The sequence below is a fragment of the Neisseria perflava genome (genome assembly GCF_002863305.2).
Taxonomy (GTDB): Bacteria; Pseudomonadota; Gammaproteobacteria; order Burkholderiales; family Neisseriaceae; genus Neisseria; species Neisseria perflava_A.
This window is the reverse complement of the sequence record NZ_CP136962.1, coordinates 1,825,727-1,847,279: the sequence shown is the minus strand read 5'-3', so window position 1 is coordinate 1,847,279 and position 21,553 is coordinate 1,825,727. Positions and strand designations below refer to the sequence as shown.

Here is a 21,553-nt window from a genome sequence, read left to right as displayed (position 1 = left end):
GTTGAACTTTCAAGCATACGCCAAGAGAATTAACGATGCAAAAGCAATGATGCCACAATAGAGGCAAGTTCATGACGTATTGTTAATTTAGATGGTATTTATTTAAAAGATCGATATAGTTGTTTGATTTTACCTAATTTTTTAGCAAAGTACCCGCGATGTAATCCGTTGTTGTTTTTTTGCATATTTTTTTGTCGTATCAGGATTTGGGCTGCAGTTTCCGCATTGATGGCCTGATGGGTTTCGGGGTGGATGTAGTCAGGATAGTGGATGAGCGTGCCGGCAATCAGCTGCCAAAGTTCAAGTCTGCGACTGCGGCGCGGAATAGGGAGCAGATCTTGGGTAAGCCCCCAACCTGCATAGAAAGGCAGGCCGTAGCAGCTGACTTTTTTGCCGCGCAACAAGGCTTCAAAACCGGTCAGCGAAGTCATGGTATGTACTTCGTCTGCGTATCGGAGACAAGTCAGGATGTCGGCTTGTTCGGCGGTTTGGTCGGCATATCGTGCCGTATCTTCAGGAGAGATATGGCCGATACGGTTACCGCTGACTACATCGGGATGCGGTTTGTAGATGATATAGGCATCGGGATTGCGTTTGCGTACGGTACGGAGCAGATCCAGATTGCGATAGATTTGGGGCGAACCGTAGCGGATAGACGCATCATCTTCGACCTGGCCGGGAACGAGGATCACGGTTTTGTCGGTTAACGGGGCGGTGAAGTCTGAGCTGCCGACGTTGTATTTGCTGATACGGTTTTCGGTCAGCATTTTTTGCAGCTTCAAGGCCGTCTGAAAGTCTTGATTGTCGAAGTTTTGGTTTTGCAGGATGTGTTCAAGACGGGACGGGGTTTCGGCATTGAAATAAATGCCCATATCGTCGGTAACGAGCGACAGCGGCGGTACTAAATTAGAACCGAGCCCGACCGAGCGGATAAAGCCGTCTTCCATGCGCAGCAGGGGGATGTGGTGTTGTTCGGCAAAACGGACGATGGCCTCTTTGCCATTGCCCCAAGCAAGGATGCGTGCATCATCGGACAGTTTGACCCTGGCCAGTTTTTTTGTGGAGGAGATAAATTTCAGACGGCATGAGGGTACGTTAAAGAACGGTTTGGCAACCGCGCGTTTCCACAAAGACATGCCGACGCAATACAACTCGCCACGCAATTTGTCGTTTTTGCGTTTCACCGTCGCCAGATAGTCGATGACATCAAAGAGGCTGCCTACTTCGTCGGTATTGGGGTTGAGGTAGCGGCTGTATTGAATATAGGCTGCGGCGAAGAGCTGCAGTAAGTTGCGAGGGGTGCGACGTTGGGTTTGAGCAAGGCTGCTGATTTTAGGATGGCGGTCGTCGCTTACGCCCCATCCGGCATACCACGGCAGGCCGAAGGTGATCAGTGGTTTGCCGCACAAAAGCGCCTCAAAACCCATTTGCGAGGTAACGCAATAAACTTTATCAACGTTTTGCAACAAAGAAATCGGATTGATGTCTTCTGCCAAAAGATGGACGCGGTATTGCTGCGCCAGTTGGGTCAGATAGCCTTGTTTTTTGCCGCACAAAACATCGGGATGGGTTTTTACCCAGATATCGGCTTGCAGGTTTTCATTCAAGGCCGTCTGAAACATCAGTTCAAACGTAGAGGCATCTGCACCGCCATATTGGATGGCCATATCGCCGAAGGTTTGGTCAATGATGAGGACGGTTTCAGACTTAGATGGGGAGCGCAAAGGATGATCGTCTGAAAGTTCGGGCGCGTGGTTGTATTTGGACAGGTGGTGTTGCAGGATGAAATCCATCGCCTGTCGCGCCTGAGCCAAGGTTTCAGACGACATAGTATCGGCAGCGAGAATCAGTTGTTCCAAACGCGAAGGACGCGTGGTGTCGTAGTAGATACCGATATCGTCATAGACGATGGAGTAGGGCGGATAACCGGAGACGCCCAGTCCGAATGATCGTAAAAAGCCGTCTTCCAAAGCAATAAAGGGAAGCTGGTGTTTAGCGGCAAAAGCACGCGCTTTGTGTGTCGTCGGGCGCAAACCCCAGCCAACAACAGCCTCTGCTCCTTTTCCATCTTTGCAGATATGAAATTCAGGCAATAGGGTGGAGAGATGGGGGATTTTGCGAATGCCGCGAGAGGGAATGTAGGCGTTTTTCACAATGCGTTTTCGTCGATTATTGTTATTAATGGATTGTAGGCCGTCTGAAAAGAGGAACATTCTTTCAGACGGCCTGAATAGTCTTAAAACATGACTGCTTCAGCCAATACTTTGCCTGCCAAGTCTTTAGGCGACAGGTTTGGCTCGCCTTGCAACGGCCAGTCGATGCCGACGGTCGGATCATTCCAAATCAGCGAGTGTTCGGCTTTTGGGTTGTAATAGTCTGTGCATTTATAGACGAACTCGGCTTCATCGCTCAGTACATAGAAGCCGTGAGCGAAACCTTCGGGTACCCACAGTTGGCGTTTGTTTTCTGCGGACAAAATTTCGCCTACCCATTTGCCGAAAGTGGGGGAGTCTTTACGCATATCGACAGCCACGTCGAATACTTCGCCGACAACCACGCGTACGAGTTTGCCTTGTGTGTTTTCAGTTTGATAGTGCAGGCCGCGCAATACGCCTTTGCTGGATTTGGAATGGTTTTCCTGCACGAAGGTGCGGTCGCAGACTTGGGTCTTGAACCACTCGTCGCGGAAGGTTTCCATAAAAAAGCCGCGCGCGTCGCCGAAGACTTGCGGCTCAAGCAGTTTTACGTCAGGAATGGCGGTATCAATGATGTTCATCGTTTTATCTTTCATCTAAAGGCCGTCTGAAAAGTTTCAGACGGCCTCAAACATTATTTTTTCAACAGGCGCAGCAAATATTGGCCGTATTGGTTTTTCGCCATCGGGCGCGCCAGCTCTTCCAGTTTTTCATCGGAAAGCCAACCGTTGCGCCAAGCAATTTCTTCCAGGCAGGCGATTTGCAGGTCTTGGATGTTTTGCACGGTTTGGACGAAAGAAGCGGCTTCGTGCAGGCTCTCGTGGGTGCCGGTGTCCAACCATGCGAAACCGCGTCCCAAAAGTTGTACCGACAATGAACCGTCTTCCAAATACATTTGGTTGAGGTCGGAAATTTCCAATTCGCCGCGGGTGGACGGTTTGATTTGTTTGGCGAACTCGACGACGCGTTGGTCGTAGAAGTACAAGCCGGTTACCGCCCAATCGGATTTGGGCTGTTGCGGTTTCTCTTCGATAGACAGGGCGTTGAAGTTTTCGTCAAATTCAACCACGCCGAAACGCTCGGGGTCTTTGACTTGATAGCCGAATACGGTTGCGCCGTGGGTCTTGGCGGCGGCCTGTTTCAATGTTTGCGTAAACGATTGGCCGTAGAAAATATTGTCGCCCAAAACCAAGCAAACATTGTCGTTGCCGATAAATTCTTCGCCGATGATAAATGCCTGTGCCAAGCCGTCCGGACTGGGTTGCACGGCATAGCTGATGGAAATGCCGAAATCGCTGCCGTCGCCGAGCAGGCGTTTGAAAGAGGCGTTGTCTTCGGGCGTGGTGATTACCAAAATATCGCGGATTCCTGCCAGCATCAATACGGACAGGGGATAGTAAATCATGGGCTTGTCGTACACGGGCAGCAGTTGTTTGGATACGCCGCGTGTGATGGGATAGAGGCGTGTGCCGCTGCCTCCGGCGAGGATGATGCCTTTCATGGGTTTTCTCCTGAGTAGTGTGTGTTTGCATGATTTTCAGACGGCCTAATATGGGAATAGGCCGTCTGAAAACTTATTTTCCGGTGCCTAAACGCTCTAAACGGTAGCTGCCGTTCAGTACGTTTTGCCACCAGGTTTTGTTGTCCAAATACCATTGCACTGTTTTGCGGATGCCGGATTCGAATGTTTCCTGCGGTTTCCAGCCCAGCTCCCTGCCGATTTTGGCGGCGTCGATGGCGTAGCGTACGTCATGGCCGGGGCGGTCTTGTACGAAAGTAATCAAATCTTCATAACGAGTCACACTCGCCGGTTTTTCAGGAACAAGCTCTTCCAGCAGGACGCAGATGGTTTTGACGACTTCAATATTGGCTTTTTCATTGTGGCCACCAATATTGTAGGTTTCGCCGACAACACCTTCGGTAACAACCTGATACAGCGCGCGCGCGTGGTCTTCGACAAACAGCCAGTCGCGGATTTGCATACCGTCGCCGTACACGGGCAGCGGTTTGCCGTCGAGCGCGTTCAGAATCATCAATGGAATGAGTTTTTCCGGGAAATGGTAAGGGCCGTAGTTGTTGGAGCAGTTGGTTACGATGGTCGGCAAACCGTAAGTACGCAACCATGCGCGGACGAGATGGTCGCTGGACGCTTTAGAAGCAGAGTAGGGGCTGGACGGCGCGTATGGCGTGGTTTCGGTGAACAAATCGTCCGTACCGTGCAAATCGCCATAGACTTCATCGGTAGAAATATGGTGGAAGCGGAAGGCTTCGCGCTTTTCAGACGGCATTTGTTGCCAGTAGGCGCGGGCCGCTTCAAGCAGATTGAATGTGCCGACGATATTGGTTTGGATAAACTCGCCTGCCGAATCGATAGAGCGGTCGACATGGCTTTCCGCAGCCAAGTGCATCACGGCATCAGGCTGGTGTTGTGCGAATATGCGGTCGAGTTCGGCGCGGTCGCAAATATCCACTTGCTCAAAAGCATAGCGAGGGTTGCCTGCTACCTCAGTCAAAGATTCCAAATTGCCGGCATAAGTCAGCTTATCGACATTGACGACAGAGTCTTGGGTGTTTTGGATAATATGACGGACAACGGCAGAACCGATAAAGCCCGCGCCGCCGGTAACAAGGATTTTTTTCATAAGTTTCAGAGGATAGTCAAAATAATATAAACAGATTATAGCAGACAGAAAGTGTGTTTTTCAGATAAAGAGGCCGTCTGAAAATATCTCTTCCAGACGGCCTGTATCAGGTCAATTTAATCGTCGTAGCCATTTGGGTTGTTGCTGACCCAACGCCATGAGTCTTCCATCATCTGCGCCAAATCACGCTTGGTTTCCCAACCGGTCTGCGCTTTGGTGTAGGCGGGATCGGCGTAGAAACAGGCCAAATCGCCATCACGACGCGGTTTGATTTGGAACGGAATGGTCAAACCGGAGGCTGCCTCAAAGGCACGGATGATTTCCAATACCGAATAAGCACGTCCCGAACCCAAATTAAACAGGTGTACACCCGAAACATCGCTTTTCGCCTGCATTGCCGCCACATGGCCTTCCGCCAAATCCATCACATGGATATAGTCGCGCATACCCGTACCGTCTGGGGTAGGATAGTCATCGCCGAAAACCGACAATTGCGGCAGCTTGCCTGAAGCCACTTGGCAGATATAAGGCAGCAGATTGTTTGGGATACCGTTTGGCTGCTCGCCGATCAAACCGCTTTCATGCGCACCGATAGGGTTGAAATAGCGCAACAAAATCACGCTCCAACGCGGATCGGCCTTTTGGATATCCGTCAAAATGCGCTCCACCATAGACTTAGACGTGCCGTAAGGGCTGGTCGTATCCCCCGGTTGCATATCTTCCGTATAAGGTACTTTACCCGGATCGCCGTAAACCGTAGCAGATGAGCTGAACACAATCTTAAATACGCCGGCACGCGCCATTTCTTCAGCCAAAACCAAACTGCCCGACACATTGTTGTCATAGTATTTCATTGGTTCGGCCACGCTTTCACCGACTGCCTTCAAGCCGGCAAAATGGATGACAGCATCAATATCGTGTTCCGCAAAGATTTGACGCAACACTTCACGATTACGGATATCCCCTTGGTAAAAAGGCACAGACTTGCCGGTAATCTTTTCCAAGCGCGGGAGGATGTTGGCAGACGAATTGCACAAATTGTCCAAAATCACGGCATTAAAGCCTGATTTCAGCAGGGAAACAACGGTATGAGAACCGATAAAACCGGTACCGCCGGTAATAAGAATAGTCATTGGTTTTCCTTAATTAAAATTGTGTTTGGAAGTCGTGAAACAGGTTGGCTGAAAATACAAACGCTTTCAGATGACCTGGTGTAAATGTTGTCAAAGAGGGATTGCTTTATTTGGATATTGTATATTTAGTTACCTGAAAAGTAAAAAAATATGGGATAATCACAGTGTTATGCACAGGGTGCAAAGCGTTATCATTTCAATTTTAATAAAAGGATCTTACCATGTCAGTATCTAACGAAGTTTTGGCGTTGATTTCACAAGTTGCACAAAAACAAGTGTCAGCAAATGAAGAATTGTTATCTACAGGACTTATTGATTCCGTGAGCGCAATGGATTTGGTTATGGCCATCAAACAAAAATTTGATGTTGATTTGCCGTTTGAGCAATTGGTTGATATTTTGGCAAATTCAGCCAATATCATTCAATATGTTGAAAATAATTACAAAGGCTAAATCATGAAACAATTAAATGAATTCCAAAATCTTGATGATTTTTTGGAATACCGTTTCAACCAAACTTCGGGAAAAGCGTTAGTTAATGATACTCAGGAATGTTCTTGGGAAGAGTTGCGTGTAAAAATAGCCACATTTATCGAGGCTTACAAAAGCATAGCAGATATTACCAAAAACATTCCTTTGGTGTTGCACGGCCATAAAGAAATTGATTTTGCAGTGGCAATTTATGCCTGCTTATTGAACAAAATCCCTTTTATTCCGGTAGATAGTATTTATCCTGAAAGCCGTCTGAACAATATCTGCCAACTGTCGAAAGCACGCTTTGTGTACCGTTCGGCAACGCAAACTTTTGAAAAGCAGACTGACGAAGAAGTAGAGCTTGCTGAAAAAGATTTGGCTTACATCATGTTTACTTCAGGAACAACCGGCGCACCTAAGGGTGTGCAAATCGGTCGTGAAGCTGTATTCAACCTGATGAAATGGATGAAAGAGCAGCTTAATTTAGCCGCACCTAATGTGTTTATGAATCAGGCTCCGTTTGCGTTTGATTTGTCAATGTACGAAATCTTTGGCAACTTGGCTTACGGTGGTTGCATTGTCATGAACAGTCGTGATGCTATTTCTAATCCTGCCACCTGGATTGATTTTTTGGCCAAACAACAAATTACTACTTGGGTTTCCACGCCTTCTTTTGCCATGCAGCAGCTGCTTAACCCTAAATGCAGTCAGGCTACTTTACCGAGTTTGAAAGAATTTTTGTTCTGTGGCGAAAAACTTGGCAAACCGGTAGTAAATATGATTTTTCAAAAATTTCCCGGTGTCCGCGTTATCAATACCTATGGTCCGACTGAAGCTACTGTAGCAACAACTTACGTTGATATTACGCCTGATATGCTGGCGGTAGAAGAAGAGTTGCCTGTAGGCGTTGCCGTGCTTAATTCCAAATTAGAGATTGTTGACGAAGAGATTTGGATTAGCGGCAACCATGTGATGTGTGGCTATCTGAACAACGAAACTGAAAATGCCAAACGCTTGGTCGTACACAGTGCAGATAACCGAACTTATAAAACAGGTGACTACGGTTTTGAAAAAAATGGATTGTTCTATGTACAAGGCCGTAAAGACGAGCAGATTAAGCTCAATGGCTATCGTATCGAACTTTCAGAAATTGAAGAAAAAATCCTTAACCTTAAGGAGTTTGCCTTTGATAATGTGGCAGTAGTGGCTTTGAAACGCAACACAGGTGCAGTATTGCGTTTGGTGTGTTTCTATACAGCCAAGCAAAGTGCAGATACTCAGGCGATCAAAGACGCATTAGTACAAAATTTACCGTCTTACATGATGCCGTCTGAATTTATTCACATTGATGAAATTCCAGTCAGCACCAACCACAAAACCGACAAAAAAGCATTGTTGGAAAAATATCAACAGGGTTTATAAAATGGATTTATATCAAATTCAGCAAAACATCTTACGAAAAGCCAAGATTGATCCTCAAAAGGTTAACGCTTGGATTTATAACAATCAAAGTATAGTGTTTGATTTTCTGTTGAACGACTATTTTGTCAGCGTCAGTTATACGGCAGTAGGACAAACCTTTAACTTTATTGAGCGTAATAAGAGCAAAATTTCTAAGATTTCCGGCTTCCATAAATTTCTGAAATATATTTCAGAAGTTTATGGAAGTTACCCACAATCGGTTAATCAAGAAAAGACAGTATTGTCTTTTAAATTTGCTGAAGCCGATTGGGCAAAAATCGAGGATAAATTTAGTGAGATTTTAGAAGTCACTTCCATTTATCTTGGCAGCGAATTATGCTACATCCTGAATGTTGAAAAAAATAAAGGCATTAATTTAGCCGAGTATTTGGATAAGCCGGAAGTTGAATACATTGGTGTTAAAGGCGACAGTAATGAGTTTTTCCTAAGCTATGCTCGGAATCATGGTCTAAGTGATTATGTTTATGAGCTAAATAATAGAGGCTTTTTAGCTGTCGAACACAAAATGGGTGTAAGTGTGTTCCGTCGCGTGAACAAGCACAGTTATAAAGATCTTTTGGCTTATTTCCCAGACTCTTTCCATGAGTTGGAAAATGTCATTTATACTGTTGAAGCACCGAAAGTATTGAGTGCCAACAAGAAAAACCTATTGGTATTGTTCTCTTATACCAATAAGAGTAATGAGAATATGGTTGACCGTTATTATAGCCACCCATTTCCATTTATCAGCAACAGCATCATGCCAAATACTTATATCATCCGTATGGCTGATGTATCAGACGCGTTTGGCAGTCACGGGTTGAATACAAAGTTTGATGAAAATATCGAAGACAATATCCAGCGTTTCATTAAGAGCCTGATGAGTATTTATGGCGTAGATAAGAAAAACGTAGTCATTTGCGGTGCATCATCAGGCGGTACAGGAGCGGTATATCACGGCTTAATTGGTGGGTACAAAACCTTTGCAATCGACCCATTTTTGGGCAACCATAAATACTATGGTGGCAAAGATCCATTGTATCTGCACTCTATCCGTACGCCGATTTTGGAGACTTTCAAAAAGCTACCAGATGCAATTGATCATAACCTTGAAAATCAAGTGGTCATTTCATCGGCTAAAGTATCAGAGTTTTATCCGGATATTAAAGAGCTGAAAGAAGCATTGCCTACAGTTGTATTATGCGAGTTTGACTTTGAAAAAATTCAAAAGCACATAGATTTTTCAGGCAACACAGTATTCTTGTCCAATACCATTATCAATAATTTGCTGTTGGACATCCATATTACTGATTCGGACATTAATCTGAACTAAATGTGAAGTAAATAGACAGTAAGTTTAAAATTTACTGTCTATTTTTTTAATATTTGAACCATATTTATCATGTTTGGGGAATGTAATGGTAGATAAAACGACTGAAGAATTTCAGCAAGAAATTCTTAAAAATATCAAATTAAAAAATACGTCTGTTGATGTTTATTATCAGCAGAATGTGTACTGCAATTTCAAATCTGACCGTGAAACACCATTTTCTGTCAGCTTAAATTTGGATTGGCAGAAAATTTTCCTGTTTTATCGTAATAAAAGTGAGATAGATAATATTGGAGAAATGTTTCCAAACTTCAGTTTATCTAAGCAGGATGGGGATAATGTATACATTTATGATGTCAGTGCTTTGGATTTTGCCCAAACCTGTGCGGTCTTTATCAAATTGGCCGAACGTGCGGAACAATATTTCTCTGAACGTCCAGTAGTTAACAGCCGCAAAAAAGAAGTGATGTCAGGTAATTATATTGACACCTCTGGAAATAAAATTACTGCACCTGATAATCTGCGAAACTGTCATTTCCAATTTCTAGGAGGAGGTGGGAATGAAGTTGTTATCCACCCTAATGCAAACTTGCGTAATGTGTTTTTGGAATTTTTAGGTAAGGACAGCAAAGTCTATATTGGAGAAAATGTTTCTATGCAAGGCCAATGGTGTTTGGGAGTAGGCTGTACGATTAACATCGGCAGTAAAACTACCAGTACCAATCCGGTTTATATTACTGTTGCCGAACATACAACCTTGTCCATTGGTGAAGATTGTATGTTTGCCACTAATAATCAAATCCGTACTGATGATGCACACCCGATTTATGATGTTCATACTGGAAAACGTTTAAATGTTTCTAAAGACGTTACCATTGGAGACAGAGTGTGGGTAGCCTATGGCGCAACAATTTGGGGTGGTACAAAGATTGGTAGCGGTAGTATTGTTGGTGCATTTTCGGTAGTGAAAAAACATTTTCCTAATAACTGCGTTATTGCAGGAGTACCGGCTAAAGTCATACGCAAAGATGTATTTTGGGAACGCAATAATGTTTTATATACAGATATAGATGAAGGTAAGGATTTAGCAGAAATGAATCATGTTACCTACATCAATTCAACGGTAGAACTTGATTAGTGAATCTAATAGTAAAGGCCGTCTGAAAACATAAAAGTTTTCAGACGGCCTTTTTTAAGATAAGACAGAGATTACTCTAAACAAGCCAATTGTTTTTTCAGACACTCAGCCTGTAATGCCTTGTCACCTTTAGCTTCGGCTATTTCAGCTGCCAGTTTCCAATATGCTGCTGTGTCTTGTAGAGAGAGACTGTCAAAATAACGTTGTGCTGCCTGATGGTTTTTCAGACGGCATAAAGCAGTTGTATAAAGATACATCGTTTCCGGTGAGGTTTGTGCAAAATCAGCCAATATTTTGGTGACAGACTCCCAATCTTGGTTTTGGGCAAGTTTTTCAGCTTCATACAAGGCCAAAGACGGATTCTCGGGATATTTTTGGCGCAGTTGAGCCAATAGATATCTTTCGCCGTCAGTGTTACCGGCAGCGTACATTTTTTTCAGATAATCGACTGTTAAATCTTCAGGAATTAAGAGCAGATTTTCTTCAAAGGCACGGTTAAGCTGGGTAAATAGTTTTTCAGAATCACCGCGTAATTTTGCCAGTCTTGCAATGGCGATACGGCAACTTGGATCATTTTGAGTATGTTTTTCAAAAGCAACCAAATACTGATGCGCGCCTTGTAAGTTACCAAGTTTCATGCAGAGGTAAGAAGCCAACAGCTCGGGTTTGAGATAGCCTTTTTGGCGATCGTCCAAGCTATCAATATACGTTTTCAGTAAAGCCAATGCTACAAAATAATTCTGCTCCGATAGCTTTTGTGCTACGGTCAACAAAGGTTGATATGAATCGGGTAAGTCTGTACCTATCCGGGCAAACAGTTTTTCAGACGGCCTTTTTGCTTGGTGAAACGAGGCTGCAAGTAATGAGATAAGTAAATCATTTTGCGTTCCTATATGCTCGTTTTCAGCAAAAAATTCCGCCCCTTTAACAGCATTACCGATATATAAGTCCATTTTCGCATGCCAGTAACCTGCGGTATCGGGATAATCAGGTAACAGGTTTTGCAAAGTATCAAACTGGTTGCTCTCAAATAAAGCGTTCAGATAACGATGGCGATAATCAGCTGTTTCTTCCGCATTCAGACGGCCTGTATCAAGCAGAGTTTGGATACGGGTTGCTGCCAAGTCCCATGCATGATGATTCTCTGCTTGGGTAATCATATTCTGAATAATAGGCAGATTATCTGTAGTGTCAGGTTGGTCAAGTGCTGTAATAGACTGATAGACACGCTCACAATTATTCGAATCCCTAAATTGGAATGTCTTATCAATGCGTGTTTGATACAAATCTGGTACTTTAGCTTGGTTTTCTACTAGATCTTTTAATGCTGCCAGAAGTTCTGTTTCATTATAAGCAACTGCACCAAAACCATCTCGGTTATAGTCAAAATAACCTTTTTGATAGGTGTGATTTCCACTGGAGAATACTTCATCATAATCAAATTGATAATACAAAATAGCTTTATTCAAGTAGGCTACATCAAATGCAACAGATGAATAGTCTGTAATCAAGATGCTAGTATTTTGGAAGACGGATTGGATGTTACCTTCTGAATAGCTATAGATTTTAATAAAGTCAGGCACAGTGAACTCATCCATGTATTCCTGAATACTTGGATGTGGTGCAAAGACGATTTGATAACCTTGATCATTCAGTTCTTTTAATATGGCGTGATTCATGAAACCATGCCAATGTCTGGCATAGTTAGTTTTCATGAAATCAGGGTTTCTTGTTCGTTCTGTACCTGAAATATATGTGCCTACAATGGAGCTACGCCATGTTGGCATGATTAAAATCTGTTTAGATTCGGTATTGTTATTGATGAGTAAACGGTCATAACGAGGGAAGCCTGTCAGTTTAACTTCTTTTTTACCAAATTTATAAGCAGTCGTATTGTCCACAATAGAATGGTATTCTGGATTTGTCGCTGTAACGAAACAAGCAATTTTTTTGGTATTTAACCAACCTGATAAATCATCTTTCGTAATGCCATGTTGTAAAAAGACGTAGTCTTTATCTAATAGGGAATTATCTTTGAAATAATGTGTGATATATCCATCAACATGACTACTGATGATTTTTGCGCAGTCTTTTAATTTACTCTCAAATGCAGATGAGCCAAATTCAAGCAAATTAAACCCATCTTGTTCGAGCCTTTTCCAATCAGAGGAGGTTTTTTTCAGGGCAAAATAAATATCTTGTTCTGGATGATTTTCACTAATATAACGATATAAGTGTTCTGCATTATCATCGGCCTGATTGTCCCTATCCATTAAAATCCAGTCATTCGATTTAACTGTGGATTTTTGTTTGAATGAAGTGAATACCGTTTCGATTGGTAGTTTGTCAAATTGTTTTCCTGAGAATGTTAATTTGGCTCTATTACCGGCTAAAAAAAGTTCTAAACTTCCCATATCGTTACAAGGAAGCCATGTGCGGTATTCTTTAGTGTATAAACTGCCTAGAAAGTCATAGACAACTTCTTTTTGGTATTTAGGGAATATTTCCTTACCATTAATTACCCATTGCTCAACAATTGGGAAATTTGAAAAATATTTCACCAAAATCTGTTTCTTTGTCAAATCAAAATCTTCAACATAAGCAATTTGACTTTTAGGTGCTGTATTTTTAAATAAACCGAGCAGAGCTACTTTTTGGAAAAACCATGTTCCTGCTAAATTAAAGCGAAGAATTGTTGCTTCATCAATATATGAGAACATTTCATGTAGTAAGGCAACGAAATGTTTTTTTTGCTCTTCACTTAGGTGTGACAATGCTGCAGGTTTGTTTACGATACGGCCAAAATACCAGATGATATGGTATAGGACGATTCTTTGAATATGCTCAGGGACTTTTCCAAATTTCATTTTGGCTGTTTTTAAAATTTCAATACAGCCTTTTTCAATTACCCTAGAAAATAGTAATGGATTGTTCCATGCTCCATCTAACGTAGACGAACCATCGGAACGTTTTCGATAAAAATAACTGATTTTTGACAGAAAAGCAGCATTAGTTGAGGCATCAGTATTTAGAATATAATCAGTAACAAATTTTGCATCTTCAAAGCTAGGTTTCATTGCCTCATCAAAATAAATATGTGCATTACGGATATTATCAATTTTGAAAAAAGCAGTACTTGCAGATAATTGTAGGTGATCTTTTAGATTAGATAATGGAAGGACAACATCCCCTTTAGCAAAACGATATTTTAAGGGGTGTGTATCTTTCACCATGTCTTTATCTTCAAAATAGAAGACTAATGGGCAACCTACTATGCTAATGTTGGCATTATTACTTAAGAAGTTATCTGTTTTGTAGAAGTAATCAGAAGAAACAAAATCATCTGGATCTATGAATGTTACCCATTCGGTTTCAACATGTTGTAAACCCAGATTGCGTGCCGAGGCCTGGCCGCCATTTTCTTTGTAAAAATAATGGATATTTTGGGGAAACTTGGCTTGCCATCGTTTGATGATTTCTGCCGAATGGTCGGTTGATCCATCATCTACTAGAATGATTTGAATGTGTTTTTTGAAATTCAAGCTTTGTTTGACGATACTGTCAAAGTATTCATCAAGGTATTTCTCGACGTTATAAACGGCTGAAACGATTGTAAATTGATTATTACCTTCGTATTTTAAGGGAAGGTATTTTTTGAGTTTCATTACGCGTTTGGCGTACATGTCGCGGAAAAAGAGTTTAGGGTCTCGTAAGAGCTTCCGAAATTTTTTATTGTTCATTTTTTTGACCTTTTATTTTTATTTGGTTTTGAAGTAATTTTCCAGCATTTGAATCAGTTTGTCCTGGTAGTTTTTAATCTGTTGCTGGCTGTGAAAATCGTTGGCACAAAAAGAGTGTGGCTGACGCCCATTTTTTTTATTTTCTAAGAGCTTGATATATTGTGCAGGCGCTTTGTTGGAGCGGATATTAAAATAATAACATATTTCATTACCTACTGTAGATTTCCTGTTTAAAAACATCAGCCAAGGCACGAGGAAGGTAGCAAGATTGAGATCGTGGTTAGAACGGAAACGGTTGGATAAAAAGGCTTCAATCTCAGTACGGTAGTGCTGCCAAGCAAATTGAAAGCTGCTTTTATGTAGTGGGATATAGGTGTGTACTAACGGACGGTCGATGTGGCAGTCGTAGTGCTGTTGTAATAGTGCGATACAGTTTTTTGAAGCGGAAAGAGTGGGTGTATCGGTTCCTCTTTCAGACATTTGTTTTAGGCTTTTGTCTGCAATAAAAAGTGAAGCAATACCGTTGGCGTGAAAGAAGTGTTCCTTCGGTAATGGTCGGGCAACAAATACATCATCGTTAAAATAGATGAAGTGTTCATTTAGATTGGGAATGTTGTGCAGGTGTGCTTCGATTACATGTGAATTGAAGGTGGGCAGGTATTGCGGGTCAATGATTTGACTGTGATCTATTATGCTGACGTTGGGATAGTCGGCAGGATTGAGCCAGTCGGGGCGTTGGTTGTCGGTAATGATGTAGATATGGTTGACCCACGGCAGGAAGGTGCGCACGCTGTGAAGTGAATAGTAAAGTTCGTTGTGGTTGCTGAAACGGGCTTCGTCATTATTGTGGAGTGCGTTTTGTTCGGCAGTAGGGCTATGTTGGCGGCGACGTTGCTGCCATTTGGGATCTTGGTTATTTACCCATGTGAAAACGACATCAACTTTAATAGGGGGAAGGTTGATACTATTTTCAAGTTCGGCTAAATACAGGCTGTTGTCGATAATGACCGGTTCGTCAGACTCTGTTGTACGCTGTTCGGCGTTGCGGACAGGGTATCTTTTGTTGAGATAGTCGCGGAAGAATACACCTGGTTGTCGAATCAGTTTTTTAAGTTTTCTCATGACGGTATTCACTGTAATGTGATGTTTTTTGATGCTTATGTCAGGTTTTCAGACGGCCTAATATTTCATCAGGTGTTATAATGGTTGTGCGTAATTAAAAGTATAGTGAGATTTAATCAATGTTGAAAGCAGAATGTCTTACCCGCAGGGGCATGTTATTGTTGTGCGTCAGTCTGTTGGCTGCATGCTCTTCTCTCCCTTCTTCCGGCCCAAGTACACGAAATGTTGTTGCTTTGGGACAACAGTCGGCTACAGCCGAAGTACCGGAGGTGGAGTTGATTGATGTGAATGGTGCGGTAGCTCAGTCGCTATATCAAGCGCAAGTTAATCAGTCATTTGCTCAGCTGGGCGATGGTACATCATCAATAGGGGCTATCAATATAGGTGATGTGCTGGACATTACGATTTGGGAAGCTCCTCCGGCTGTGTTGTTCGGTGGGGCTTTGTCGTCTACCGGTTCGGGTAATGCGCAGCAAACGAAGCTGCCCGAACAGATGGTTAGCTCTTCAGGTACGATTTCTGTGCCGTTTATCGGCGATGTGTCTGTCCTCGGTAAAACACCGGTTCAGGTGCAAAACATTATTAAAGGCCGTCTGAAAAAAATGGCGAACCAGCCGCAGGTAATGGTGCGCATGGTGCAAAATAATGCGGCGAATGTATCGGTTATCCGTGCGGGTAATAGTGTGCGTATGCCTTTGACGGCTGCAGGCGAGCGCGTGTTGGATGCGGTGGCTGCCGTGGGCGGTTCGACTGCGAATGTTCAGGATACGAACGTACAGCTGACACGCGGTAACGTTGTAAGAACGATTGCTTTGGAAGATTTGGTGGCTCATCCGCGTCAAAATATTTTGTTGCGCCGTGGTGATGTGGTCACAATGATTACTAATCCGAGCACGTTTACGTCTATGGGTGCGGTCGGTCATACGCAGCAGATTGGTTTCTCTGTGAAGGGCTTGTCTTTGGCTGAGGCTGTGGGACGTATGGGCGGTCTGCAGGATTATAGTGCAGATGCACGCGGTGTATTTGTATTCCGTTATGCGCCTTTATCCGAGCTGCCTCCTGAGAAACAATCTAAATGGGTTGAAAAAGGTTATGGCGATCGTGCGGAAATTCCTGTGGTCTACCGTTTGAACCTGGCAGATGCGAATTCTATGTTTTGGATGCAGCGTTTCCCTGTGAAGGATAAGGACGTGGTGTACGTATCGAATGCGCCGATGGCTGAAGTACGCAAGTTCTTGTCATTTGTGTTCTCGCCTGTGGTCAGCGGTGCGAACAGTATTAATAATTTAGTGAACTAATGGGGAAAATAATGTCTGAGCAAGTGTCTGCAAATGTGGAAGTGAAACCGGAACAACCGGCTCCCGAAAAGAAAAAGGTCAAAAAGTCTTGGTTGCGTAAGATTAATCCGTTGCTTTGGGTAACGGTTATCGTGCCGACTTTGTGTTCCGGTGTGTATTACGGACTATTTGCTTCTGATCAGTTCACATCCCAGTCCAGCTTTGTGGTGCGTTCTCCTAAGAGTCAGTCGTCTTTGAACGGCTTGGGTGCCATTTTGCAGGGGTCCGGTTTTTCTCGTTCTCAAGACGATATTTATACCGTGCAGGAATATATGCAGTCGCGTTCGGCTTTGGATGCGTTGCGTAAGAAAATGCCCGTTCGTGATTTTTATGAAAAAGAAGGCGACATTTTCAGCCGTTTTAATGGTTTTGGCCTGCGTGGCGAGGATGAGGCCTTTTATCAATACTACCGCGATAAGGTATCCATCCATTTTGACTCTGTCTCAGGCATTTCCAATTTGAGCGTTACATCGTTCAATGCCGGTGAATCTCAAAAAATCAATGATGCTTTGCTCAAACAGGGTGAGGTATTGATTAACCAGCTGAACGAGCGTGCGCGTCAAGATACGATTCGTTATGCTCAGGAAGTGGTCAATTCTGCTGAAGAGAAAGTTAAAGAAGCTTCTGCCCAATTGACAAAATTCCGTGTGTCCAACGGTATTTTCGACTTGAAGGCGCAATCTGATGTGCAAATGGGTTTGGTATCCAAATTGCAGGACGAATTGATTGTTATTCAAACCCAGCTTGACCAGGTAAAAGCCGTTACGCCTGAAAACCCACAAATTCCGGGTCTGGTTGCGCGTGAGAAGAGCTTGCGTAAAGAAATTTCGCAACAAATGAAAGCGATTTCCGGCGGCGGCGAGGGTTCGTTGTCCAATCAGGCGGCGGAATATCAGCGCGTGTATTTGGAAAACGAATTGGCTGAGAAACAATTGGCTGCAGCGATGACTTCTTTGGAAAGTGCGAAAGCGGAAGCAGATCGTCAGCAATTGTATTTGGAAGTGATTTCCCAGCCGAACAAACCTGACTTGGCGCATGAACCAAACCGTCTGTACAACATTGTGGCAACGTTTGTCATCGGTTTGATTGTCTATGGCATTGCCGTGTTGCTGTCTGCAAGTATCCGTGAGCATAAAAACTGATGAAAGAGCTACATAAAACATCGTTTTTGGAGTCGCTGCTTATCCAAAAAAGGGTAATCGGCGCGCTCTTAATGCGTGAAATTATTACTCGCTACGGTCGTAATAACATTGGTTTTTTGTGGTTATTTGTCGAACCTTTGCTGCTGACTTTGGTTATGGTGTTGATGTGGAAGTTTTTCCGCATGCACAACGTGTCGGCTTTGAATATCGTGGCTTTCACGCTGACAGGCTATCCGATGATGATGATGTGGCGTAATGCCTCCAATCGCGCCATCGGTTCTATTGCGGCCAACACAAGCCTGCTGTATCACCGAAATGTACGTGTTTTAGATACCATTTTTGCGCGTATGTTGTTGGAGATTGCCGGTGCTACGATTGCGCAGGTCGTGATTATGTTCGCATTGGTCGTCATCGGTTGGATTGATGTACCGGCAGATATTTTCTATATGTTGTTGGCTTGGCTTTTGATGGCTATGTTTGCCGTTGGATTGGGGCTGGTCATCTGTTCGGTGGCATTTCACTTTGAGCCGTTTGGCAAGGTTTGGAGTACCATCAGTTTTGTGATGATGCCTTTGTCCGGCGTGTTTTTCTTCGTACACAACCTACCTCAGCAGTTGCAACACTATGTGCTGATGCTTCCGATGGTGCATGGTACAGAAATGTTCCGTGCCGGATATTTTGGTAACAGCGTTACGACTTACGAAAATCCTTGGTATATTTTGTTGTGTAACTTGGTTTTGCTGCTGCTTGGTTTGGCGATGGTGGCGAGATTCAGCAAAGGGGTTGAGCCGCAATGATTTCAGTTGAACACGTTTCCAAACGCTATCTGACCCGCCAAGGTTGGCGGACAGTCTTGCACGATATCAACTTCAAAATGGAGAAGGGTGAGAAAATCGGTATTCTCGGCCGCAACGGTGCAGGTAAATCGACGCTCATCCGTTTGATCAGTGGCGTTGAGCCGCCAACCACGGGCGAAATCAAGCGGACGATGAGTATTTCTTGGCCTTTGGCATTCTCCGGTGCGTTTCAAGGCAGTCTGACCGGTATGGACAATTTGCGTTTCATCTGTCGGATTTACAACGTCGACATCGATTATGTGAAGAACTTTACCGAAGAGTTTTCCGAGCTGGGTCAATATCTTTATGAGCCGGTCAAGCGTTATTCTTCAGGTATGAAGGCACGTTTGGCATTTGCTTTGTCGTTGGCGGTAGAGTTTGACTGCTATCTGATTGACGAAGTGATTGCAGTTGGCGACTCGCGCTTTGCCGATAAATGTAAGTACGAGTTGTTTGAAAAGCGCAAAGACCGTTCTATCATCTTGGTGTCACACAGCCACAGCGCCATGAAGCAATATTGCGATAATGCGATGGTACTGGAAAAAGGGCATATGTACCAGTTTGAAGATATGGACAAAGCCTACGAATATTATAATTCGCTGCCTTAAAGCGATTGTTTTTTAAATCAGGCCGTCTGAAATTTCAGACGGCCTGTCCGTTGGAATTCTATTGATGAACATTACTCAAATTCTTTCCCAAGAACTTTCGGCTACGGCCGCGCAAATCAATGCCGCCATTAAGCTTTTGGACAACGGCGCGACCGTACCCTTTATCGCGCGTTACCGTAAAGAAGCCACTGGTGGGCTGGACGATACGCAGTTGCGCCAGCTTGCCGAGCGGCTGCAATACCTGCGCGAATTGGAAGAGCGCAAAGCCGTTGTGTTAAAAAGTATTGAAGAGCAAGGCAAGCTTTCAGACGACCTCAGGGCGCAAATCGAAGCCGCCGACAACAAAACCGCGCTGGAAGACCTGTATCTGCCCTACAAACCCAAACGCCGCACCAAAGCACAAATCGCACGCGAACACGGTTTGCAGCCGCTGGCGGATGCGTTGCTTGCCGAGCAGCCGCAGGACGTGGAAGCCGCCGCGCAGGGCTACCTGAACGAAAATGTCCCCGACGCCAAAGCCGCGCTGGACGGTGCGCGCACGATTCTGATGGAACAGTTTGCTGAAGACGCGGAACTCATCGGTACGCTGCGTGACAAGCTGTGGAATGAAGCCGAAATCCACGCGCAAGTCGTTGAAGGCAAAGAAACAGAAGGCGAAAAATTCAGCGATTATTTCGACCATCGCGAACCCATCCGCACTATGCCCAGCCACCGCGCGCTGGCGGTATTGCGCGGCCGCAACGAAGGCATTTTGAATATCGCGCTCAAATACCAGCCCGACGACACGCCGATTACGCAGCAAAGCGAATACGAGAAACTCATCGCCCGCCGTTTCAAGATTTCAGACGGCCACAAATGGCTGCGCGATACCGTGCGCCTGACTTGGCGCGCGAAAATCTTTTTGTCGTTGGAGCTTGAAGCACTAAATCGTCTGAAAGAAGCCGCTGATACCGACGCGATTACCGTGTTCGCCCGCAATCTCAAAGACTTGTTGCTCGCCGCGCCCGCCGGACGGCTAACTACTTTGGGTCTCGACCCCGGCTACCGCAACGGCGTGAAATGCGCCGTGGTGGACGACACGGGCAAGCTGCTGGATACTGTCATTGTCTATTTGCATCAAGAAAACAATATGTTGTCGACGCTGTCGCGCCTGATTAAGCAGCACGGCGTGAAGCTCATCGCCATCGGCAACGGCACCGCCAGCCGCGAAACCGACAAAATCGCGGGTGAACTGGTGCGCGTAATGCCCGAAATGGGGCTGCACAAAATCGTTGTTTCCGAAGCAGGCGCGTCGATTTATTCCGCGTCCGAACTGGCGGCGCGCGAGTTCCCTGACTTGGACGTTTCCTTGCGCGGCGCAGTGTCCATCGCCCGCAGGCTGCAAGACCCGCTCGCCGAGTTGGTCAAAATCGACCCCAAATCCATCGGCGTGGGTCAGTATCAGCACGATGTGAACCAAAGCCAGCTCGCCAAATCGCTGGACGCAGTGGTTGAAGATTGCGTGAACGCCGTCGGCGTGGACGTGAACACCGCCTCTGCCCCGCTCTTGGCGCGGATTTCCGGTTTGAATCAAACCCTTGCCCAAAACATCGTCGCCTACCGCGATGAAAACGGCGCGTTCGACAGCCGTAAAAAATTGCTGAAAGTGCCGCGCTTGGGCGAAAAAACCTTCGAGCAGGCGGCGGGCTTTTTGCGGATTAACGGCGGCAAAGAGCCGCTGGATGCGAGTGCCGTCCACCCCGAAGCCTATCCCGTTGTCGCCAAAATGCTGGCGCAACAAGGCATTACCGCCGCCGAACTTATCGGCAACCGCGAGCGCGTGAAGCAAATCAAAGCATCCGACTTTATCGACGAACGCTTCGGCCTGCCGACCATTTTGGATATTTTGTCCGAGCTAGAAAAACCCGGCCGCGATCCGCGTGGCGAGTTTCAGACGGCCTCATTCGCCGAAGGCATACACGAAATCAGCGACTTGCAAGTCGGCATGATACTCGAAGGCGTGGTTTCCAACGTCGCTAACTTCGGCGCATTCGTGGACATCGGCGTCCATCAGGACGGCTTGGTGCACATCTCCGCCCTGTCCAATCGTTTCGTCCAAGACCCGCGCGAAGTCGTGAAAGCCGGCGATGTGGTGAAAGTGAAAGTACTGGAAGTCGATGCTGCGCGTAAACGCATTGCACTCACCATGCGTTTGGATGACGAACCGGGCTGTGCCGCCAAAAGCAACAGGCCGTCTGAAACCCGACATCAAGAACGCCGCGACCTCAAACCCCAACGTAACGAGCGAGCCCCAACCAATTCGGCAATGGCGGATGCGTTTGCGAAGTTGAAGCGGTAAGGTAGAAAACCAATTGAAGGCCGTCTGAAAAGTGATGTTCAGACGGCCTTTATCGTAT

16 protein-coding genes are annotated in these 21,553 nt (G+C 45.0%); 9 read left to right on the top strand and 7 right to left on the bottom strand.

Features of this window, described 5'->3' with window-relative positions:
* Positions 1-98: 98 nt before the first annotated feature.
* From CYJ98_RS08595 to galE, 5 genes are all read right to left on the bottom strand, one after another.
* Positions 99-2,213 carry a capsular polysaccharide biosynthesis protein gene (locus CYJ98_RS08595; RefSeq protein ID WP_101755740.1) on the bottom strand — a complete coding sequence of 705 codons (2,115 nt, stop codon included), beginning with the start codon at positions 2,211-2,213 and terminating at the stop codon, positions 99-101.
* A gap of 23 nt (positions 2,214-2,236) precedes the next feature.
* Positions 2,237-2,776, bottom strand: a complete 540-nt coding sequence (rfbC, locus tag CYJ98_RS08590) for a dTDP-4-dehydrorhamnose 3,5-epimerase (protein WP_162817341.1) — start codon at positions 2,774-2,776, stop codon at positions 2,237-2,239.
* Positions 2,777-2,829: 53 nt separating this feature from the next.
* Positions 2,830-3,696 (bottom strand): glucose-1-phosphate thymidylyltransferase RfbA, encoded by an 867-nt coding sequence (gene rfbA, locus CYJ98_RS08585; protein WP_070606309.1) that lies wholly within the window; start codon positions 3,694-3,696, stop codon positions 2,830-2,832.
* A gap of 73 nt (positions 3,697-3,769) precedes the next feature.
* Positions 3,770-4,837 carry a dTDP-glucose 4,6-dehydratase gene (gene rfbB / locus CYJ98_RS08580; protein ID WP_070606307.1) on the bottom strand — a complete coding sequence of 356 codons (1,068 nt, stop codon included), beginning with the start codon at positions 4,835-4,837 and terminating at the stop codon, positions 3,770-3,772.
* Positions 4,838-4,953: 116 nt separating this feature from the next.
* Entirely contained in the window at positions 4,954-5,970 is a 1,017-nt protein-coding gene (gene galE, locus CYJ98_RS08575; protein ID WP_101755742.1) for a UDP-glucose 4-epimerase GalE, read from the bottom strand.
* Between the two features lie 221 nt (positions 5,971-6,191).
* Here galE and CYJ98_RS08570 point away from each other — a divergent pair, with 221 nt between their 5' ends.
* The 4 genes from CYJ98_RS08570 (at position 6,192) to CYJ98_RS08555 (ending at position 10,372) form a co-directional block, all read left to right on the top strand.
* Positions 6,192-6,422: an acyl carrier protein gene (locus CYJ98_RS08570; RefSeq protein ID WP_003747973.1), complete on the top strand. Its 231-nt coding sequence runs from the start codon at positions 6,192-6,194 to the stop codon at positions 6,420-6,422.
* Positions 6,423-6,425: 3 nt separating this feature from the next.
* Complete coding sequence (locus tag CYJ98_RS08565; RefSeq protein ID WP_101755743.1) at positions 6,426-7,865, top strand: AMP-binding protein; 1,440 nt, start codon at positions 6,426-6,428, stop codon at positions 7,863-7,865.
* 1 nt (position 7,866) lies between these two features.
* Entirely contained in the window at positions 7,867-9,237 is a 1,371-nt protein-coding gene (locus CYJ98_RS08560; RefSeq protein WP_101755744.1) for an XcbB/CpsF family capsular polysaccharide biosynthesis protein, read from the top strand.
* A gap of 85 nt (positions 9,238-9,322) precedes the next feature.
* A complete protein-coding gene (locus CYJ98_RS08555) occupies positions 9,323-10,372 on the top strand; it encodes an acyltransferase (protein WP_101755745.1) in 1,050 nt (349 codons plus the stop codon).
* A gap of 71 nt (positions 10,373-10,443) precedes the next feature.
* Here CYJ98_RS08555 and CYJ98_RS08550 read toward each other — a convergent pair whose 3' ends face one another.
* Complete coding sequence (locus CYJ98_RS08550; protein ID WP_101755746.1) at positions 10,444-14,112, bottom strand: CDP-glycerol glycerophosphotransferase family protein; 3,669 nt, start codon at positions 14,110-14,112, stop codon at positions 10,444-10,446.
* Positions 14,113-14,130: 18 nt separating this feature from the next.
* A complete protein-coding gene (locus CYJ98_RS08545) occupies positions 14,131-15,234 on the bottom strand; it encodes a stealth family protein (RefSeq protein ID WP_101755747.1) in 1,104 nt (367 codons plus the stop codon).
* 119 nt (positions 15,235-15,353) lie between these two features.
* On the opposite strand from CYJ98_RS08545, the gene CYJ98_RS08540 reads away from it, so the two are divergent.
* The 5 genes from CYJ98_RS08540 to CYJ98_RS08520 all read left to right on the top strand — a co-directional run bounded on the left by CYJ98_RS08540 (position 15,354) and on the right by CYJ98_RS08520 (position 21,495).
* Positions 15,354-16,532: a polysaccharide biosynthesis/export family protein gene (locus tag CYJ98_RS08540; RefSeq protein ID WP_101755748.1), complete on the top strand. Its 1,179-nt coding sequence runs from the start codon at positions 15,354-15,356 to the stop codon at positions 16,530-16,532.
* A gap of 11 nt (positions 16,533-16,543) precedes the next feature.
* A complete protein-coding gene (locus CYJ98_RS08535; RefSeq protein ID WP_101755749.1) occupies positions 16,544-17,713 on the top strand; it encodes a capsule biosynthesis protein in 1,170 nt (389 codons plus the stop codon).
* Complete coding sequence (locus CYJ98_RS08530) at positions 17,713-18,510, top strand: ABC transporter permease (RefSeq protein ID WP_063068518.1); 798 nt, start codon at positions 17,713-17,715, stop codon at positions 18,508-18,510. The genes CYJ98_RS08535 and CYJ98_RS08530 overlap by 1 nt, the downstream gene beginning before the upstream one ends.
* On the top strand, positions 18,507-19,157 hold the full coding sequence (locus CYJ98_RS08525; protein ID WP_003747991.1) for an ABC transporter ATP-binding protein: 651 nt from the start codon (positions 18,507-18,509) through the stop codon (positions 19,155-19,157). Before CYJ98_RS08530 ends, CYJ98_RS08525 begins: the two co-directional genes overlap by 4 nt.
* A gap of 64 nt (positions 19,158-19,221) precedes the next feature.
* Positions 19,222-21,495 carry a Tex family protein gene (locus CYJ98_RS08520; RefSeq protein WP_101755750.1) on the top strand — a complete coding sequence of 758 codons (2,274 nt, stop codon included), beginning with the start codon at positions 19,222-19,224 and terminating at the stop codon, positions 21,493-21,495.
* The last annotated feature ends 58 nt before the right edge of the window (positions 21,496-21,553 follow it).

Coding starts and splice junctions, on each gene's coding strand:
- CYJ98_RS08545 (WP_101755747.1), bottom strand. CDS start 15,234: ATGAGAAAACTTAAAAAACTGATTCGACAACCAGGTGTATTCTTCCGC.
- CYJ98_RS08550 (WP_101755746.1), bottom strand. CDS start 14,112: ATGAACAATAAAAAATTTCGGAAGCTCTTACGAGACCCTAAACTCTTT.
- galE (WP_101755742.1), bottom strand. CDS start 5,970: ATGACTATTCTTATTACCGGCGGTACCGGTTTTATCGGTTCTCATACC.
- CYJ98_RS08595 (WP_101755740.1), bottom strand. CDS start 2,213: ATGTTCCTCTTTTCAGACGGCCTACAATCCATTAATAACAATAATCGA.
- rfbA (WP_070606309.1), bottom strand. CDS start 3,696: ATGAAAGGCATCATCCTCGCCGGAGGCAGCGGCACACGCCTCTATCCC.
- CYJ98_RS08525 (WP_003747991.1), top strand. CDS start 18,507: ATGATTTCAGTTGAACACGTTTCCAAACGCTATCTGACCCGCCAAGGT.
- CYJ98_RS08565 (WP_101755743.1), top strand. CDS start 6,426: ATGAAACAATTAAATGAATTCCAAAATCTTGATGATTTTTTGGAATAC.
- CYJ98_RS08540 (WP_101755748.1), top strand. CDS start 15,354: ATGTTGAAAGCAGAATGTCTTACCCGCAGGGGCATGTTATTGTTGTGC.
- CYJ98_RS08535 (WP_101755749.1), top strand. CDS start 16,544: ATGTCTGAGCAAGTGTCTGCAAATGTGGAAGTGAAACCGGAACAACCG.
- CYJ98_RS08570 (WP_003747973.1), top strand. CDS start 6,192: ATGTCAGTATCTAACGAAGTTTTGGCGTTGATTTCACAAGTTGCACAA.
- rfbC (WP_162817341.1), bottom strand. CDS start 2,776: ATGAACATCATTGATACCGCCATTCCTGACGTAAAACTGCTTGAGCCG.
- CYJ98_RS08560 (WP_101755744.1), top strand. CDS start 7,867: ATGGATTTATATCAAATTCAGCAAAACATCTTACGAAAAGCCAAGATT.
- CYJ98_RS08530 (WP_063068518.1), top strand. CDS start 17,713: ATGAAAGAGCTACATAAAACATCGTTTTTGGAGTCGCTGCTTATCCAA.
- CYJ98_RS08555 (WP_101755745.1), top strand. CDS start 9,323: ATGGTAGATAAAACGACTGAAGAATTTCAGCAAGAAATTCTTAAAAAT.
- CYJ98_RS08520 (WP_101755750.1), top strand. CDS start 19,222: ATGAACATTACTCAAATTCTTTCCCAAGAACTTTCGGCTACGGCCGCG.
- rfbB (WP_070606307.1), bottom strand. CDS start 4,837: ATGAAAAAAATCCTTGTTACCGGCGGCGCGGGCTTTATCGGTTCTGCC.